Here is a 16,432-nt window from a genome sequence, read left to right on the forward strand (position 1 = left end):
GACGTCTGTCGACGCAATTGTCAGTACCCCCTGCCACGATGGCCATCATGACGATCCACCTCCTCACCGACATCGAGCAGGCCCTGCGCAGCAGTTGGAGCGCAGAGACCTGCACCCCGGAGTACCGCGACCGCTGGACTCCGGCCAATCCGGCGCGCGATCAGTGCGGGGTGACCGCCATGGTGCTCAACGACCTGCTCGGCGGGGAGCTGGTCCGGGGTGAGGTCCATGTCGACGGGGTGCGCACCGACTTCCACTGGTGGAACCGGCTGGGCATGGGCATCGAGCTCGACCTGACCCGGGAGCAGTTCGGACCCGAGGAGGTCGTCGTGGGCGGTGAGGCCGTCGTCCGGCCGCCCGGTGAGTTGCCGCGGCTCCAGGAGGAGTACGCGCTCCTGCGCGACCGGGTCGCGGCGAAGCTCGGGCGGAGCTGAGCCCCAAGTGCCGCATCCGGCCTGATCCGTGGCCGATCCGTGCCCGGCCGGGTCGGCCGGAATGCGCCTCGTACGCACTACGGTGAGCCCATGCCGACACGCCGCCCGTGACGGCACCGTCCAGGGCAAGGAGATCGAGGAGAGCGATCATGGGTGAGTCTCTGAAGACCTTCGTCGGCGGTACCGAGGTCGAGGTGCCCAACAGCATCCCGGACATCCGGGCCACGCTCCCCGAGGAGAGACGCGAGGAGTTCGATCTCGCGATCAACGAGGCGGGGGTGCACGAGATCCAGGCCGTCATGCGGCACTGGATGCTGGAGGCCGTCCCCGATCCCGAGGCCGAGAAGATCCTGGACCGGCTGGCGCGGGACGAGGCCGAGAGGCGGAGCGTCGCTTGAGCTTCCGCATCTCCTACGCACCGCCCGCCGACGACACCCTGGCCAAGATGCGCGACGGCGAGTCCTTCCGGGACGAGATGGTCCGCACCCTCGGCAAGGAGCCCTACGGGCACGCCTCCTCCGCCGTCAAGAGCGAACGGGACCGGCGTGAGGCGACCGTCGCCGGGGCCATCGTCCTCTACTACGTCTCCCGGTCCGTCCTGACCGTGACCGTCGTCCGGCTCGTGCCGCTGCCCTGATCCCCCACGGCCGCGGCGCCCCTGCCCCGTGGTGGATCAGGACAGAGGCGCCGCGGGCGTACGTCAGGCGAGCTTCTTGTCCTGGGCCGCCACGACCGCGGTCGGCAGCCCGAACTTCACGTCGCCGCCGCCCGCCGCCGCCAGGTTGAAGGCGAAGAAGGTCGCCACGCTGCCCCCCTTGCGCAGCGCGACCAGCTTGACCGGCATGGTGGTGCCGTCGTCCTCGGAGGTGACCGTCCAGGCCGCCGCCTCCTCGCCGCCGGTGATCTTCTCCTCGGTCATCGAGACGACCTTCGTCGGCGTCCCGGCGACCGTGGCGGTGAAGCCGCCCGCGCAGTCCGCCGCGGCCTTCTTCAGCGCGGCGAACGCATCCGGGCCCGCCGTCCCCTCGTACGAGTGCAGCGCGACGAAGGTGGACGTCAGGTTGAAGGCGTCCTTGAACGCGTCGGCGCCGTCGCCCTTCGCCACGTCCTCCAGCGACTTCTTGCCGTCGGCCTTCGGCTCGTCGATCACCTTGCGCTTCGTGGTGGCCACCGCACCCTTCTGCGCCACGCCGTACATGGCGTGGGCGACCGGCAGGCAGGCCTCCTTGTCGACCTTGACACCGCCCGCCGGGACCTCGTCGGCCGGACCGGCCTTGGTGACCTTCGTGCCCTCCACGTCGCCCTGGGCGAGAGCGGCCTTCTCCAGCTCGGCGGCGGTGAGCGCCTCGGCCGGGGCCTTCGGGGCCGAGCTGTTCCCGTTCGCGGTGCCCTTCTCGTCCTTGCCGTCCTTGCCGTCGGCGTCCGACGAGCCGCTGCAGGCGGTGGCCAGCAGGGCGAGGGCGGCCGCGGAGGCGGCGAGGGCGGTACGTCGTACGGCAGTGGCGCGCATGGTTCTTCTCTCCGGTTCGGTGAGCAACCGCCCCTTCTCCGTACGGCACTTCGACGCCGTCTGGGACGGGCCGTCGCAGTGATCCACACTTTACGATCGAACCCGTGAGCGAAGGCCGGTCCGGCAAGGCCCTTCCGTGATCGTGATTCCGCTGTGATCACCCTGTGAATGGATTGTGCGGAAGGGCTGTACAACCCCTCCCGAAGGGACGTCATCCACGTCTCCGACCGGGCCCCGCCCCTCCTCCACGTTCTGTACGGCCTCGGGGTCGGTGATCCCCGGGCCGTCGGACCGAAGCCGCCGACAGGACCTGGGAGTTACGCCCGGGGAGGAGCGTCAGCTGTCGGACGCACCCCGGGTCAGATGGCTGAACGCGTCCAGGTTCCGGGTGGACTCACCGCGCGCCACCCGCCATGCGTACTCCTTGCGGATCGAGCTCGCGAAACCCAGCTCCAGCAGGGTGTTGAACGCCCCGTCGGCCGCTTCGAGGACCACGCCGAGCAGCCGGTCCAGCTCCTCGGCGGTGACCACCGACAGGGGGAGCTTGCCGACCAGGTAGACGTCGCCGAGCGAGTCGATCGCGTAACTCACCCCGAAAAGGCGGAGGTTGTGCTCCAGCAGCCAGCGGTGCACCTCGGCGTCGTTCTCGTCCGGGTGCCGGACGACGAACGCGTTGAGGGAGAGGGAGTGCTTGCCGACGATCAGGGAACAGGTCGTCGACAGCTTGTGCGTGCCCGGCAGGGTCACCACGTAGTTGCCGCGCTCCGGGCTCTCCCATGCGAGCCCGGCATCGTTCAGCGTCGCCTCGATGACCTGGGCCGCTGCTGTCTCGTCGGGTGCGTCAGCCATGCAGCGAGCGTACGACAGCCCGGTGCGGGCGGCATGAGGGGCCTCAACCGTGGTGCGCCCGGGCGGCTCAGCCGTGGTGCGCCCGGGCCCGGCGGCGGTGGTCGCAGAGCGCGGCTGTGTACACGTCGGCGGTCGCCGATGCGGCCGTGTCCCAGCCGAAGGACCGGGCGTGCGCCGCGGCGGCCGCACCCATGCGGTCGACCAGCTCCGGCGCGTCCGCGAACCGCCCGAGCGCGCGGGCGTACGCCTCCGGCTCGTGCCCGGGTATCAGGAAGCCGCTGACCTCGTCGCGCACCGCGACCGGCAGTCCGCCCACGGCCGCCGCGACCACCGGCGTGCCCGCCGCCTGGGCCTCGATGGCGACCAGGCCGAAGGACTCGCTGTACGACGGCATGACCAGCACCGACGCGGCCCGGAACCAGTCCGCCAGCCGGTCCTGGCCCACCGGCGGACAGAACCGTACGACGTCGGCGATACCGAGGCGCGCGGCCAGTTTCTGGAGCCCCTCGGGCTTGGCGAGCCCGCTGCCGCTCGGCCCGCCGACCACCGGCACCACGATGCGCGAGCGCAGCGCCGGGTCCCGGTCCAGCAGCACGGCCACCGCGCGCAGCAGCACGTCCGGGGCCTTCAACGGCTGGATGCGGCCCGCGAAGAGCGGGATCAGCGCGTCCTGCGGCAGGCCGAGCCGGGCGCGCGCGGCGACGCGGCCGTCGGCCGGGCGGAAGCGGTCGAGGTTGACGCCGGGGTGGACCACGGCGACGGCGGCCGGGTCGGCGCCGTAGAAGCGGACGAGCTCGTCGGCCTCCTCGGCGGTGTTGGCGATCAGCCGGTCGGAGGCGTTCACGATCTGGGTCTCGCCGATGACCCGGGCGGGCGGCTCGGGGGCGTCGCCCTCGGCGAGCGCGGCGTTCTTGACCTTGGCCATGGTGTGCATGGCGTGCACGAGCGGTACGCCCCAGCGCTGCGCGGCGAGCCAGCCGACCTGGCCGGAGAGCCAGTAGTGGGAGTGCACGAGGTCGTAGTAGCCCGGGCGCTGACCGGCCCAGGCCTGCATCACGCCGTGGGTGAAGGCACAGAGCTGGGCGGGCAGGTCCTCCTTGGCGAGACCTTCGTACGGTCCGGCGTCGACGTGCCGGACCAGGACGCCGGGGGCCAGCTCGACCGCGGGGGCCAGGGAGCCGGTGGTCGCCCGGGTGAAGATCTCGACCTCGATGTTGATCGCGGCGAGGCGCTTGGCCAGCTCGACGATGTAGACGTTCATCCCGCCCGCGTCGCCGGTACCGGGCTGGTGGAGAGGGGAGGTGTGCACGGAGAGCATCGCGATGCGGCGCGGTTTGCGGGAGGCTCCGGAGAAGCCTCCGGGGAACCTGAGGCGCGCGGCCGTCCGGGTGGAGCCGAGCCGGGAGACGTACTGGCTCACCTCGTCGGTCCTCCTCGATAGGGGCATGCTGCGGGGGAGGGCGTGGGGGCCCCTCCGATGGTCGAAACAGTGGAATGCCGCCTTTCATTTCCGCTTTGCCAAATCATTACGCGGCCCGCGGCGCGTCCCACCGCGCGCCTGACCGGCGGGCAGGGACCAGGCGGAACCGGGCACCCCTCACCTCGTCGCATAGGCTCGACCCATGCGCCAGCGCCCCATCGGCACCGCCACCCGCGGGACCACCAACCCGAACCGGCTGCGCCGCATGGACCGCTGGATCGCCGACACGCACGGGCCCTCCCTGCGCCGCGCCGGGACGCCGGTGGCCGTCGATCTCGGGTACGGGGCGGCCCCCTGGACCGCGGTCGAACTGCTGGACCGGCTGCGCGCCGCCGAGCCGCGCACCGTGGTGGCCGGGATCGAGATCGACCCGGACCGGGTCGCGGCGGCGAAGCCGTACGAGCGGGAGGGGCTCACCTTCGTGCACGGGGGCTTCGAGGTCCCCTTGGCGGTGCGGCCCCTGCTCATCCGGGCGGCGAACGTGCTGCGCCAGTACGACGAGGACCAGGTCGCCGAGGTCTGGGCGCGGCTGTGCTCCCGACTCGATGCGGACGGGCTCCTGGTGGAGGGGACCTGCGACGAGATCGGCCGCCGGCACGTCTGGGTGGCCCTGGGGCCCGAGGGACCGCGCACGGTCACCTTCGCGACCCGGCTCGGCTCACTGGAGCGCCCGTCCGACCTGGCGGAACGTCTGCCGAAGGCGCTGATCCACCGCAATGTGCCGGGCGAACCGGTCCACGCGTTCCTGCGGGACTTCGACCGGGCGTGGGCGGCCGCCTCCCCGTACGCCTCGCTGGGTGCGCGGCAGCGCTGGATCGCGGCGGCGCGGGCGGTGGCGGCCGACTGGCCGGTGGTGGACGGGGTACGGCGGTGGCGGCAGGGCGAGATCACCGTGGAGTGGGACGCGCTGCGGCCCGGCAACCGCTGAACGCCGACCTGAACGCGGACCTGAACTTCTCCCCGATCGGGCAGAGATCGCCCGCTCCGGGAACGCCGCGGGGGCATCGTTCGTCCCTGTGGGTGGGGATGGCGAAGTGGCCCTGTGCGGGCGCTGTGTGACGTGCCGGGTGCCGTCGGCCTCTGTTGCTTTGGAGGACGGCATGGCACGATCGCGACGTCGCCGAGAAGTTACTGACGGTAAGTCAGGTGCGCCCGGAGGGGGAGCTCGTGAACCGACGCCACTGCGCCACGGCCGCCATCACGCTGGTCTGTGCGCTGGCCCTGCTGACGTCCACGGGCCAGGCATCGGCCGCCCCGGTTCCGGAGCCCTCGCCGTCCTCGTCCTCCTCCCCGGCCGGCTCGCCGCAGCGCTACTCCAACGCGGACCTGGAGAAGGTCCGCGAGCAGATCGAGACGCTGTACCGGAAGGCGGGCGCGGCGACCGACGCGTACAACCTCGCCGAGGAGCAGACGAAGAAGCAGTCCGGCGAGATCGTGAAGCTGGCCAAGGCGATCGTCGAGGGCCAGACGCGCATCGCCGCGCTGAAGGACCGGGCCGGCGCCCAGGCCCGCGAGCAGTATCGCAACGGCGGCCTGCCGCCCGGCGCGCAGCTGGCCCTGAGCAACGATCCGAAGCTCTTCCTGGACGGGATCAACAAGGTCCGCCAGGGCCAGCAGGCATCCAAGTCACTGCTGACCGAGCTGAACCAGACGCAGCAGGACCTGGAGACGTACACCCAGGACGCCAGCGCCAACTGGGAGAAGCTGGAAGCGGACCGGGTCAGGCAGGCCAAGGCCAAGAAGAAGATCAACGCGCAGATCAAGGCGGCGGAGAAGCTCGAATCGCAGCTGGAGAAGAAGGAGCGCGACCGGCTGCGCCAACTGGAGCAGGACGCGGCGAACGCGGCGCAGACCGCCTGGCTCTCCTCCGGCGCGATCAAGGACGTCAGCGGCGAGGCGAGCGAGGCCGGAGCGGTGGCGGTGGCCTTCGCGACGGCGCAGATCGGCAAGCCGTACGTCTGGGGGGCCGAGGGCCCCGGCTCGTACGACTGCTCCGGCCTGACGTCCCAGGCCTGGCTGGCGGCGAAGCGGCCGATCCCGCGCACCTCGCAGGAGCAGTGGCGGCTGCTGCCGCGCATCGACATCCAGGACATGCGCCCCGGCGACCTGATCATCTACCACGCCGACGCCAGCCACGTCGGGATGTACGTCGGCGACGGCGCGATCGTCCACTCCCCGCGCCCCGGCCGCAACGTCACGCTGGCGGGCGCGGGCTCGATGAAGATCCTCGGCGTGGTCCGCCCGGACAAGTAGGGGCCCGCCCGGACAAGTAGGGGCCCGCCCGGGCGAGTAGAGGGCCCACCGGGGTGACCCGGGCCACGTGAGCGCGCCCGTGCCGTCCGGTGCCCGGGCGGCTGTGAGCGGGGCCACGCCGCTGCCCGTGGGCGCGTGATGTTTGTCATGGGCGCACCCGCCCCGGTACGACCGCCCATCGCGCCGGATCCGTGTCGGGACGCGGCTTATGACGGCGCATAGGACAGGCACCGGTCCCCGCGCGCCATTCCGTTCCCCCACCGCGGACCGCTATCGTCCCCGACTGGCGGATCGTCGATCGTCGACCCGCCGCGCCCTCGGGGGGAGGGAAGGAAACCAGAACCGATGCCCGTACCCGTACCGCAGCAGCGCTCCGTGCCCGCTGCGGAGACCTCCCACGGCGACCTCACCCTGCTGGTGATCGAGGACGACCCGGCGGGCACCACCCTCACCGTCCCCGAGCTCTCGGCGGCGGCCGGGACCCGGGTCCGTATCCGTACCGCCCGCAACCTCACCGAGGCGGCGCGGCTGCTCACCGACGACGTGGACTGCATCCTGCTGGACCTGGCCCTGCCGGTCACGGGCTCCGACAGCGGCCCGGGCGACGGCCCCGTCTCCGCCCGGGCCGTCGAGCTGGCGGCTCTCACCCACGTACTCCGCATCGCCCCGCTCCACGCGGTCCTCGCGCTGACCGCCGAGGACGACCCGGAGCTGGCGGCCGAGGCGGTACGCGTCGGGGCGCAGGACTACCTCTTCCGGGGCGAGCTGGACGCCCGGGTGCTGAGCCGCGCCATCCGGTACGCCGTGGAGCGCAAGCGCGCCGACATGGCCCAGCACCAGCTGACCGAGTCCCGGCTGCGCGCCCAGGAGAACGCCCGCCTGGAACGCGGCCTGCTCCCCACCCCGCTGCTGGACGGCTCCGGCCTGAGCTTCGCCGCCCGCTACCGCCCCGGCCGCAGCCGTGCGCTCCTCGGCGGCGACTTCTACGACGTCGTCCGCACCCCGGACGGCACGGTGCACGCGATGATCGGCGACGTCTGCGGCCACGGCCCGGACGAGGCGGCACTCGGCGTCGAGCTGCGGATCGCCTGGCGGGCGCTGACCCTGGCCGGGCTGTGCGGGGACGAGCTGCTCTCCACGCTCCAGCAGGTGCTGGAGCACGAGCGGCAGAGCGAGGAGATCTTCGCGACGCTGTGCACCGTCGACATCGCGCCCGACGGGCGGCGGGCCGGACTCTGCCTGGCCGGGCACCCCGCGCCCCTGCTCGCCCGCCACGGCCGGCCGGCCGGGTTGCTCCCGTGCGAGGACGGCGGCCCGGCGCTGGGGCTGCTGCCGCGGGCCCGTTGGCCGCGCCGGCAGGTCGAGCTGGGCGGCGCCTGGAGCCTGATGATGTACACCGACGGGCTCATCGAGGGGCGCGTGGGGACCGGCGGCAGCGAGCGGCTCGGCCAGGACGGCATGGTCGCGATGGTCAACGGCCGGCTGGAACAGGGCCTGGCGGGCGAGGAGCTGCTGGAGGCGGCGGTCGCCGAGGTGCGGGAGCTGAACGGCGGCGAGCTGACCGACGATGTGGCGGTCCTGCTGCTGGGCCGCGATCCGGAGCGGATACGACGAGGGGGCGGCAGCGCACCGCGCTCCCGCCCCGCGTCATCCGTCGTCGCACGCCCCCTGGGCGCTCAGCGCCCGCCGTTGTAGGGGCCGTACGGGCCGTCGCTGCTGGAGCCGCCGCGGCGGCCACCGCCGCCGGAGACCTCCTTGAGCGCGGGGCGCACGTCGACCATGAACACGATCGACGCGACGACGCCCGCGAGCTGCAGGAAGAGCATCGGGATGAGCAGATTCACGGCGACGGCGATGCCGAGAATGATCAGCCAGAACGACTTCTTCTTCTTGTCGGCGGCACGGTAGGCGTCCTCACGGGCGGTCGCCGCGAAGACGAACGCGACCACGGCCAGCACCAGCATCGCCAGATAGAGCAGCTGGAGAATCGTGCCGAATCCTGAGAGCAACATGCTGTGTACCGCCTAGTGAGTGGATGAGCGCCCTGCGGCCGAGAGGGCCAAGGTACCGGGACAACGAACCGGCCACCCGTAAAGGTGCCCGCCCCGCGTCCCGGTCACGCGTACAGCGTCGGGCAAGGACCCGTGAGGGTCACTTGCCGTCGGCCGGCGGGGTCTTCCCGGCCGCGGGCTTGCGGGGCGCGGGCGCCTTCTTGGCGGGACCGGCCTTGGCCTCGGCGGACTTCGCCGGGGTGGCGGGCGCGGCCTTCGTCGCGGCGGGCTTGGCCGGGGCGGCCTTCACGGAGCCCCCGGCGGCCGGCGTGCTCCTGGCCGCGCCCTTGGAGGCGGCCTTGGAGGTGGCGGGCTTGGGAGTGGCGGGCTTGGGGGTGGCCTTCGGCTCGGCCTCGACGACGGCGGCGATCTCGACGATCTCGTCGGCCGTCTCCCCGCGCCAGGTCCGTACGGTCTGCTCGCCGTGCTCGGCGACCTTCTCGTACGCCTCACGGGCCTTGACGGCGTACTCGGCTGCCACGCCCACGCTGCGGAGGGCCAGGTCCTGAGCGCTCTCGCCGAGCTTCTTCAGGTCGGCGGCGTCGAAGGAACCGAAGACCTCGGTGACCTTCGCCTGCACGGTGGCCTGGGCCTCCTTGGCCTGCGTGGTCACCTTCTCCTGCACGGCCTTGGGGTCGGTGTTGCGCACGGCGTCGATCCGCTCGGGCGCCTCGGCCCGCAGCTGCTCGATCAACGCCGGCACCTTGCGCGCCTGCTGGACGGCCAGGTCGGCCGTACCGGCGGCGAAGTAGAGGGGGGTGGGGTCGGTGAGGGTCTTGCGCAGGTCATCGGTGATGGCCATGACTGTGGTCCTCCCGGATCATCAGAACCAGCTGCTAGCTGTGAGGGTCTTGGTCTTTGGTGGTGCCCGTACCGGCGTCGTCGCCGTTACGGGTCCCGGCATCGCTGCCGGCGTCCACACCGGCGTCCGCTTCCGCGTCCGCGCCCAGGTCGGCGTCGGGCCCGGGCGCGAAGCCGTTCTCGCGGCGGAAGGAGTCGTAGATCTGCAGCAGAACGTTCTTCTGCCGCTCGTTGATCGACGGATCGGCCAGAATGACCGCCCGAGTCTCCAGCTCCTCCCGCTCCCGCTCGTCGAGGATCCCCGCACGGACGTACAGGGTCTCGGCCGAGATCCGCAGCGCCTTGGCGACCTGCTGGAGCACGTCCGCGCTGGGCTTGCGCAGACCGCGCTCGATCTGGCTGAGATACGGGTTCGACACCCCGGTGGCATCGGCGAGCTGCCGCAGCGAGAGCTGCGCTGCACGGCGCTGCTCCCGCAGGTAGTCACCGAGATTGCCGACGTTGAGTGATGCCATGCCTCGATAGTGCAACACTCCTGCTAACTTTTGCAAGCACATGCTTGCAAAAGTGTCGCGTGCCGCGGATCGGAGCCGGGGGCTCCGCGGTGCCCCCGGAATGGTGTTCAGTGTGCGAGCAGGGGCCTCAGGGCCCGGGCGAACTCGGCCGGCTCGGCGCTTGCGCCGAGGTGGTTGCCGGGCATGTCGATCACAGGCAGCTCCAGAAGCCCGGCGAGTGCCTCGGTCGCCCGGCGCGCCATCTGGTGATGGCTCAGCGAGCCGGCGCACAGCGTCAGCGGCACGCGGCGGACGGCCTCGGCGTCGGGGGCGTAGAAGACCGTGGGGCCGGCCATCCGCCCCAGGAAGTAGCGGTTCCTGGCGAGCTCCCCGGCCGGCAGCGGGGGGAGCACCACAGGGGCCGGAGGCGTCTGATCCGGTCCCGTGCGGTGGGCGGCTCCGCTGAGGTCGAAGAACTCCCGCACGGCCCGCTGGGGGTCGGCCTCCGCCACACTGAACGCTGCCGCGGCCCGGGCCGCCAGGTCCGCGTCATCCAGGAGCGACACCAGGGGCGGCTCGTGCAGGACGGCCCGGCCGACCATCTCGGGATGCCGTCTGCCCAGCTCCAGCAGCGTTACGGCACCGCCACTGGTACCGACGAACAGGGCGGGTCCTCCGGTGAACCTGTCGACCAGCGCGGCAAGGTCCTCGGCCAGGACCTCGGGCGTGGGCGCGGCCATCCCCGGGACCGCACGGCTGGCACCGATACCGCGCGGATCGTGGGTGACGACGGTGAACCGGCCCGCGAGCTCGTGCGCCAGCGCCGCGAATCCGGCCCGCCCGGCAGGCGCGCCGACCAGGAACAGCAGGGGGCCCTCGCCCTGGGCGCCGAAGGAGATCGCGCAGTCGGGTCGTTCGAGAAGGTCCGCGGGACTGGTGGTCCGATCGCTGAAGTCCGCGATCTTCCGGGTGATGACATCGAGCGCACGGTCCAGCTCCTCGCGCCTGTCGTGGATGCGACGGCGATGAGCCGTCAGCAACTCCACCCGGAGCCTGGCGGGATCGGCCGCCTTGCCGGCGGCGCCGGTGAACTGCGCGATATCGGCCAGGGGCATCCCCGTCTCGCGGAGATGGACCAGCATGCGGATCAGCTCGATGTCGGCCGTCGTGTACCGGCGGCGTCCCGCCCCGTCGCGCTGTGGAGACGGTACGACCCCCTGGCGTTCGAAGTACCGCAACGTGTCGGGCTCCAGACCGATCGCGGCCGAGACCTCCGCGATACCGAACAGCTCATCTGCCTCACTCATGCCGCAAGCCTCACCCCTGGACCTCGGTCCAGGTCAAGCGAGAGGGAAGTCCGCGCCCCTTCCCGGCCCTTGTCCCGAAGATCGTTCTGTTGGAGGCTGAAGCATGCAGAATCCACCGACCTTCGTCCTCGTTCACGGAGCCTTCGCCAACTCGTTCTCCTTCGCGCCGCTCCAGGCCGAACTCGCCCTGCTCGGGCACCGGTCGGCCGCGGTCGACCTTCCGGGGCACGGCTTCGGGGCCACGTACCCCGCCGCCTACCAGACGCCCCAGGATCTCGGTGCGCTGGCCGCGGAACCGGGGGCCATCAAGGGGGTCACCCTCGCGGACAACGCGGCCCACGTGATCCAGGTCCTCGAACGGGCCAGGCGGAACGGGCCGACCATCCTCGTCTCCCACAGCCGGGGCGGCGCCACGGCCACCGCCGTCGCCAACGCCCGGCCGGACCTCATCGACCGGATCGTCTACGTCTCCGCCTGGTGCCCCGTCGATCTGGACGTGGGCGACTACTACGCCGAGCCGGAGATGGCCGACGTCGACGCGGGAGCCCTGGCCCTGGCACTCCTCGGGAACCCGGCCGAACTCGGCCTGCTGCGGGTCAACTTCCGCACCGCCGACCCGGCGGCCCTCGCCGCGTTCAGGCAGGCGTTCGCCGCGGATCTCACCGATGACGAGTTCCGGACCTTCCTCAACACCTTCCAGCCCGACGAGAACCTCGACGTCGGTACGTCGGCCGACCGGGCGCAGGCCGCGACCTGGGGCCGGATCCCCCGGACCTATGTGCGCCTGGCCGCCGACACCAGCCTCCCGCCGGCCCTGCAGGACCGCATGATCCGCGAGGCCGACGCGCTGACGCCGGACAACCCCTTCGACGTCCGGACCCTCGAAGGCAGCCATCTGCGCTGGCTCGTCCGCCCGCAGCCGGCCGCCGAGCTGCTCGCCGAACTCGCCGCGCTCTGACACCCGTACGGGGCGGCCGGCGGCCGGTAGCCGTCGGAGGAGGAGGCCGTCATCTCCGGCGCCGGCAGCGCGAGGCCGGCCGCCCCCGTCGAAGGCCACAACGGCGGGGAGACCAGGTATGAACACGGGCCATGGCCCCGACAGCGCCCCCGATCGCTCGCCCGGCGACCGCGCCTTCGACGCGGTGCTCTGCGATCTCGACAACGTCATCCGCTTCTACGACACCGCCCCCCTCGCCGCCCTGGAGCAGGCGGCCGGACTACCGGAAGGCACCACGACGGACATCGGCTACGCGCCCGAGATCGACCTCCCGCTGCTGCTCGGCCGGATCACCCCGGACGCCTGGGCGGAGTCCATCGCCGCCGGGCTCGCGGAACGGGTGGGCGCGGAGCGGGCCCGCGAGCTGGGCCGGGCGCTCGCGGACGCGCCGTTCCGGGCCGACGCGGAGGTGGTGTCGCTGCTGCGCCGGGCCAGGACCCACGTCCCGCTGGTCCTCGTCACCAACGCGACCCTCCAACTGGACGCGTACCTCGCGCTGTTGGGCCTGACCGACCTCGCCGACGCGGTCGTGAGCAGCGCGGTGGAGCAGGTGGCCAAGCCCGACCCGGCCCTCTACCGCATCGCGGCGGAGCGAGCGGGCGTACCGATGGAGCGGTGCCTGTTCGTGGACGACCGCCAGGAGAACGTCGACGCGGCCGCCGCCCTCGGCATGACCACCGCCCTCTACCGCGAACCGGCGGATCTGCGGCGGGCGTTGGGGCCCTGCTCGGCGGAGGCCGACGGGGCGGACGGGGCGGCGCTCACCCCACGCTGACGCCCACGCCCTCAGCCGCGCGGCCGCGGCGGAGGCTCCAAGCCCGTCCGCAGCTGGACGAACGCCTCCTCGGCCGCCTGGACCGCTGCCGCGTAGACCCGGTCCGCGCTCTCCCCCGCGTCGATCCGCCGCCAGTTCTCCAGGGCCAGGATGCGCAGGACGGCGATGACCTGTCCGGCCGCGAGCCGGTCGGACAACCCGCCGCCGAGTGCGCGGGCCAGGGCCGCCTCGGAGCGGCCCTGGTAGGCGTGGAGACGGGCGACCAGGGACGGTGTTCCGTACAGCAGGCGCAGGAACGCCAGCACCTGCGGTACGTCGCAGAGGCCGGTCACCGGGTCGCGGCGGTCGAGGCCGTCGAGGAAGTGGCGGCGCAGGGCGTCCAGCGGGGTCTCGTCCGGGGAGCGGCCCGTGACCACCCGGGCCGCCTCGTCCTCGTGGTCGGCGAACCGGTGCAGGACCAAGTCCTCCTTGGCGGGGAAGTACCGGAAGAGCGTCGGCTTGGAGATGTCCGCCGCGGCCGCCACCTCCGCCACCGACACCTTGTCGAAGCCCCGCTCCAGGAACATCCTGATCGCCGCGTCGGAGACCGCCTGATAGGTCAACCGCTTCTTGCGCTCCCGAAGGCCGCCCGGCACCGGCCCGTCGCCGGAACCGGAATCGGAACGGTCGCCGTTCGCGGGGTTCTCTCCGTTCATGACCATGAAGCGTACGCGCCCGGACTCAGGCGGACCCGACGTCGTCGGCACAGGCGCGGGGGCCGCCGCCCGCCTTCCGGACCAGCGCCTCCACCCCGTCCAGCAGACGCTCCAGCCCGAAGGTGAACTCGTAGTCCGGGTCCTCCGGTTCGCTCATCGCCCCGGACTCCAGCAGCAGGGAGATCCCAGGGTGCCGGACGGGGTCGACCAGGCGCTTGAGGGTGCGCTCGTAGGACGCCGTCACCTCCTCGGGCGACACCCCGCGCGCGGTCACGGCAGCGGCCAGGTCGGACATCAAAAGCGCCTCGCTGCGGACGAAGTTGGAGACCAGCAGGACCACCGAGGTCTTGTCGCCCTCGCCGAGCCCGCTGCCTTCCAGCGCCTGGAGCCCCTGCTCCCACCAGGCCAGCGAGTTCGGGGTGGCGGGCGGGCCCCCGACGGGGATCCGGAGCAGCCAGAGGTGGGCGTGGAACCGGTCCCGCTGCGCGGACGCCCACTCGGCCAGCGCCTCCCGCCACCCCGCGCCGGACTCCAGGGCGGACAGCGGTTCCGGGGGGCCGAAGGCGGCCTCCTGCATCAGGACGTACAGCTCGTCCTTGGCGGAGACGTACCGGTACAGCGACATCGTGGACGCGCCGAGCTCCTGCGCGACCCGGCCCATCGACACGGCCGCGAGCCCGTCGGCCGACGCGACGTCCACCGCCGCGGCCACGATCCGCTCCAGGCTCAGACCGGGCTTCGGGCCCTTCGCCGGGCGGTCCCGCAGCCCCCAGGCCGCCTCCAGGCTGGCCGGCAGGTCGCCGCCGCCCGAGCTGCTCTTCTCCGCCACCGCATCCCCTTCGCCCGGCTCCCGGTGTCCGAGGCCGTGCCCCGTGCCCGCGTACGCCTTGACCCCATCCTAGAGATGCGTAAGGCTTACGCAATAACGCGTATGCCATACGCAGAAGGGGGTCCGGACATGACCGACCCGATCCGGCCGAGCGGACACGCCACCGCCACCATCGAGGCGCACGGCCTCACCAAGTCCTACGGGAAGCCCGCCGTCCGGGTTCTCGACGGCATCGATCTCCAGGTCGGACGCGGCACCGTCTTCGCCCTGCTGGGGCCGAACGGCGCGGGCAAGACCACCACCGTGCGGATCCTCGCGACGCTGACCGAGGCCGACTCCGGCAGCGCCCGGGTCGCGGGGCACGACGTCGTCGCCGACCGGAGCGCGGTGCGCTGCTCCATCAGCCTCACCGGCCAGTTCGCCGCCGTCGACGGGACCCAGACCGGCGAGGAGAACCTGCGGATGATGGCCCGGCTCACCGGGCAGTCCCGGGCCGCCGCCCGACGCCGCGCGGCCGAGCTGCTGGAGCGCTTCGACCTCACCGCGGCCGCCCGTCGCCCTGTCCGGACGTACTCCGGGGGGATGCGCCGCCGGCTCGACCTGGCCGCCGGACTCGTCGGATCACCGGAGCCCGGGGTGTTCTTCCTGGACGAGCCGACCACCGGCCTCGACCCGCGCAGCCGCCAGGAGCTCTGGGAGGCCGTCCGCGAGCTGGCCGCACGCGGGGCGACCGTGCTGCTCACCACCCAGTATCTGGAGGAGGCCGACCGCCTCGCCGGCCGGATCGCCCTGCTGAACCGGGGCCGGATCGCCGCCGAGGGCACCGCGGCCGACCTCAAGTCCCGCGTCGGCGGTCACCGCCTCGACCTGGTCCTCACCAGCCAGGAGGCCTATCTGAGGCTCGCCGGCCGGGCCGTCCACCACTCCCCCGAGACCCTGACGCTCGGCATCCCCACCGACGGCTCGGCGGCCCAGGTGCGCGCCCTGCTCGACGAGATCGACCCGGCCGGCCGGGAGATCGAACGCTTCAGCCTGCACAGCGTGACCCTCGACGACGTCTTCCTGGCGCTGACGTCGAACGCACCCGCGACGGACGCGCCCTCGACCCCGGAGGCATCCACCCATGTCTGACACCGCCGTTCAGCAAAGGAGCCCGGACCGGCACTCCGAGCGGGCCCACGACCCCGGACGCGGGCCCGGTCCGCTCACCCACACCGCCGTCATGGCCGCCCGCGCCCTGCGCGTCAGCAGCCGCAACATCGACGCGCTGATCACGTCCCTGGCCCTGCCGATCATGCTGATGCTGATCTTCGTCTACTTCTTCGGCGGTGCGATCGACACCGGGACGGACTACGACTCGTACGTCATGTACGTCGTCCCCGGCGTCCTGCTCCTGTCCGCCGGGTTCGGGGCCGCGACCACCGCGACCGCCGTCAGCGAGGACATGAAGGGCGGCATCATCGACCGCTTCCGCTCCCTGGACGTCGGCGGTACGCCGGTGCTCGCCGGGCATGTGGCGGCCAGCACCGTCCGCAATCTCTGCGCCACTGCCCTGGTCTTCGGCGTCGCCCTGCTGATCGGCTTCCGCCCCGCCGCCACCTGGAGCGGCTGGCTCCTGGTGGCCGTCGTGCTGGTCGCCTACATCGTGGCCCTGTCCTGGATCTCGGCGGCGATCGGCCTGCTGGCCCGGACCCCCGAGGCGGCGAGCGGCTTCACGTTCTTCATGTCGTTCCTGCCCTACCCCAGCAGCGCGTTCGTCCCGACCGAGAACATGCCGGACTGGCTGCACGGCTTCGCCGACCACCAGCCGATCAGCCCGGCCATCGAGTCGCTGCGCGGGCTGCTGCTCGGCCAGGACGTGGGCAACACCCCCTGGATCGCGCTCGCCTGGGCGGCGGGGCTGCTCGCCGTGGCGGTCGGCGCCTCGGGGACGCTGTTCCGGATCCGGACGCGCTGA

At 72.5% G+C, this 16,432-nt stretch carries 19 protein-coding genes; 10 read left to right on the forward strand and 9 right to left on the reverse strand.

From position 1 onward, the window contains the following. The first annotated feature begins 47 nt into the window (after positions 1-47). From RNL97_RS14790 to RNL97_RS14800, 3 genes are all read left to right on the forward strand, one after another. Entirely contained in the window at positions 48-434 is a 387-nt protein-coding gene (locus RNL97_RS14790; RefSeq protein WP_243314310.1) for a YunG family protein, read from the forward strand. A 149-nt stretch (positions 435-583) separates the two neighbouring features. Beyond that, positions 584-832: a hypothetical protein gene (locus RNL97_RS14795; RefSeq protein ID WP_010063563.1), complete on the forward strand. Its 249-nt coding sequence runs from the start codon at positions 584-586 to the stop codon at positions 830-832. Beyond that, the gene (locus RNL97_RS14800; protein WP_030581963.1) at positions 829-1,071 is read left to right on the forward strand and encodes a hypothetical protein; all 243 of its coding nucleotides are present in this window, start codon (positions 829-831) and stop codon (positions 1,069-1,071) included. The genes RNL97_RS14795 and RNL97_RS14800 overlap by 4 nt, the downstream gene beginning before the upstream one ends. Before the next feature lie 63 nt (positions 1,072-1,134). Here the strand turns inward: RNL97_RS14800 and RNL97_RS14805 are convergent, their stop codons facing one another. The 3 genes from RNL97_RS14805 to mshA all read right to left on the reverse strand — a co-directional run bounded on the left by RNL97_RS14805 (position 1,135) and on the right by mshA (position 4,213). Further along, complete coding sequence (locus RNL97_RS14805; protein ID WP_243314311.1) at positions 1,135-1,944, reverse strand: hypothetical protein; 810 nt, start codon at positions 1,942-1,944, stop codon at positions 1,135-1,137. Between the two features lie 336 nt (positions 1,945-2,280). Continuing rightward, complete coding sequence (locus tag RNL97_RS14810; protein ID WP_030581965.1) at positions 2,281-2,793, reverse strand: type III secretion system chaperone family protein; 513 nt, start codon at positions 2,791-2,793, stop codon at positions 2,281-2,283. 67 nt (positions 2,794-2,860) lie between these two features. Then, complete coding sequence (gene mshA / locus RNL97_RS14815) at positions 2,861-4,213, reverse strand: D-inositol-3-phosphate glycosyltransferase (RefSeq protein ID WP_030581967.1); 1,353 nt, start codon at positions 4,211-4,213, stop codon at positions 2,861-2,863. 202 nt (positions 4,214-4,415) lie between these two features. Between mshA and RNL97_RS14820 the strand changes: the two genes are divergently transcribed. The 3 genes from RNL97_RS14820 to RNL97_RS14830 all read left to right on the forward strand — a co-directional run bounded on the left by RNL97_RS14820 (position 4,416) and on the right by RNL97_RS14830 (position 8,221). Further along, a complete protein-coding gene (locus RNL97_RS14820; protein WP_030581970.1) occupies positions 4,416-5,201 on the forward strand; it encodes a hypothetical protein in 786 nt (261 codons plus the stop codon). A gap of 239 nt (positions 5,202-5,440) precedes the next feature. Beyond that, a complete protein-coding gene (locus RNL97_RS14825) occupies positions 5,441-6,526 on the forward strand; it encodes a C40 family peptidase (RefSeq protein WP_313750782.1) in 1,086 nt (361 codons plus the stop codon). Between the two features lie 345 nt (positions 6,527-6,871). Next, positions 6,872-8,221 (forward strand): PP2C family protein-serine/threonine phosphatase, encoded by a 1,350-nt coding sequence (locus RNL97_RS14830; RefSeq protein ID WP_030581975.1) that lies wholly within the window; start codon positions 6,872-6,874, stop codon positions 8,219-8,221. Here RNL97_RS14830 and RNL97_RS14835 read toward each other — a convergent pair. From RNL97_RS14835 to RNL97_RS14850, 4 genes are all read right to left on the reverse strand, one after another. Further along, positions 8,203-8,538, reverse strand: coding sequence for a DUF2516 family protein (locus RNL97_RS14835; protein ID WP_030581978.1), 336 nt, complete (start codon positions 8,536-8,538; stop codon positions 8,203-8,205). The genes RNL97_RS14830 and RNL97_RS14835 overlap by 19 nt on opposite strands. A gap of 139 nt (positions 8,539-8,677) precedes the next feature. Then, positions 8,678-9,379 carry a hypothetical protein gene (locus RNL97_RS14840; protein WP_030581981.1) on the reverse strand — a complete coding sequence of 234 codons (702 nt, stop codon included), beginning with the start codon at positions 9,377-9,379 and terminating at the stop codon, positions 8,678-8,680. A gap of 34 nt (positions 9,380-9,413) precedes the next feature. Then, positions 9,414-9,893: a helix-turn-helix domain-containing protein gene (locus tag RNL97_RS14845; protein WP_030581984.1), complete on the reverse strand. Its 480-nt coding sequence runs from the start codon at positions 9,891-9,893 to the stop codon at positions 9,414-9,416. Between the two features lie 107 nt (positions 9,894-10,000). Next, positions 10,001-11,179 carry an alpha/beta fold hydrolase gene (locus RNL97_RS14850; protein WP_030581987.1) on the reverse strand — a complete coding sequence of 393 codons (1,179 nt, stop codon included), beginning with the start codon at positions 11,177-11,179 and terminating at the stop codon, positions 10,001-10,003. A 103-nt stretch (positions 11,180-11,282) separates the two neighbouring features. Between RNL97_RS14850 and RNL97_RS14855 the strand changes: the two genes are divergently transcribed. Next, entirely contained in the window at positions 11,283-12,137 is an 855-nt protein-coding gene (locus tag RNL97_RS14855; RefSeq protein WP_030581990.1) for an alpha/beta hydrolase, read from the forward strand. Between the two features lie 118 nt (positions 12,138-12,255). After that, complete coding sequence (locus RNL97_RS14860) at positions 12,256-12,951, forward strand: HAD-IA family hydrolase (RefSeq protein ID WP_243314314.1); 696 nt, start codon at positions 12,256-12,258, stop codon at positions 12,949-12,951. An 11-nt stretch (positions 12,952-12,962) separates the two neighbouring features. Here the strand turns inward: RNL97_RS14860 and RNL97_RS14865 are convergent, their stop codons facing one another. Both RNL97_RS14865 and RNL97_RS14870 read right to left on the reverse strand, forming a co-directional pair. Continuing rightward, on the reverse strand, positions 12,963-13,652 hold the full coding sequence (locus tag RNL97_RS14865) for a TetR/AcrR family transcriptional regulator (RefSeq protein WP_030581996.1): 690 nt from the start codon (positions 13,650-13,652) through the stop codon (positions 12,963-12,965). A 19-nt stretch (positions 13,653-13,671) separates the two neighbouring features. Further along, complete coding sequence (locus RNL97_RS14870; protein ID WP_050500028.1) at positions 13,672-14,475, reverse strand: TetR/AcrR family transcriptional regulator; 804 nt, start codon at positions 14,473-14,475, stop codon at positions 13,672-13,674. A 129-nt stretch (positions 14,476-14,604) separates the two neighbouring features. Here RNL97_RS14870 and RNL97_RS14875 point away from each other — a divergent pair, with 129 nt between their 5' ends. Further along, positions 14,605-15,606 (forward strand): ATP-binding cassette domain-containing protein, encoded by a 1,002-nt coding sequence (locus RNL97_RS14875; protein WP_313750783.1) that lies wholly within the window; start codon positions 14,605-14,607, stop codon positions 15,604-15,606. Next, complete coding sequence (locus RNL97_RS14880; protein ID WP_243314315.1) at positions 15,599-16,432, forward strand: ABC transporter permease; 834 nt, start codon at positions 15,599-15,601, stop codon at positions 16,430-16,432. Before RNL97_RS14875 ends, RNL97_RS14880 begins: the two co-directional genes overlap by 8 nt.

The organism is Streptomyces parvus, from assembly GCF_032121415.1.
Taxonomy (GTDB): Bacteria; Actinomycetota; Actinomycetes; order Streptomycetales; family Streptomycetaceae; genus Streptomyces; species Streptomyces globisporus_A.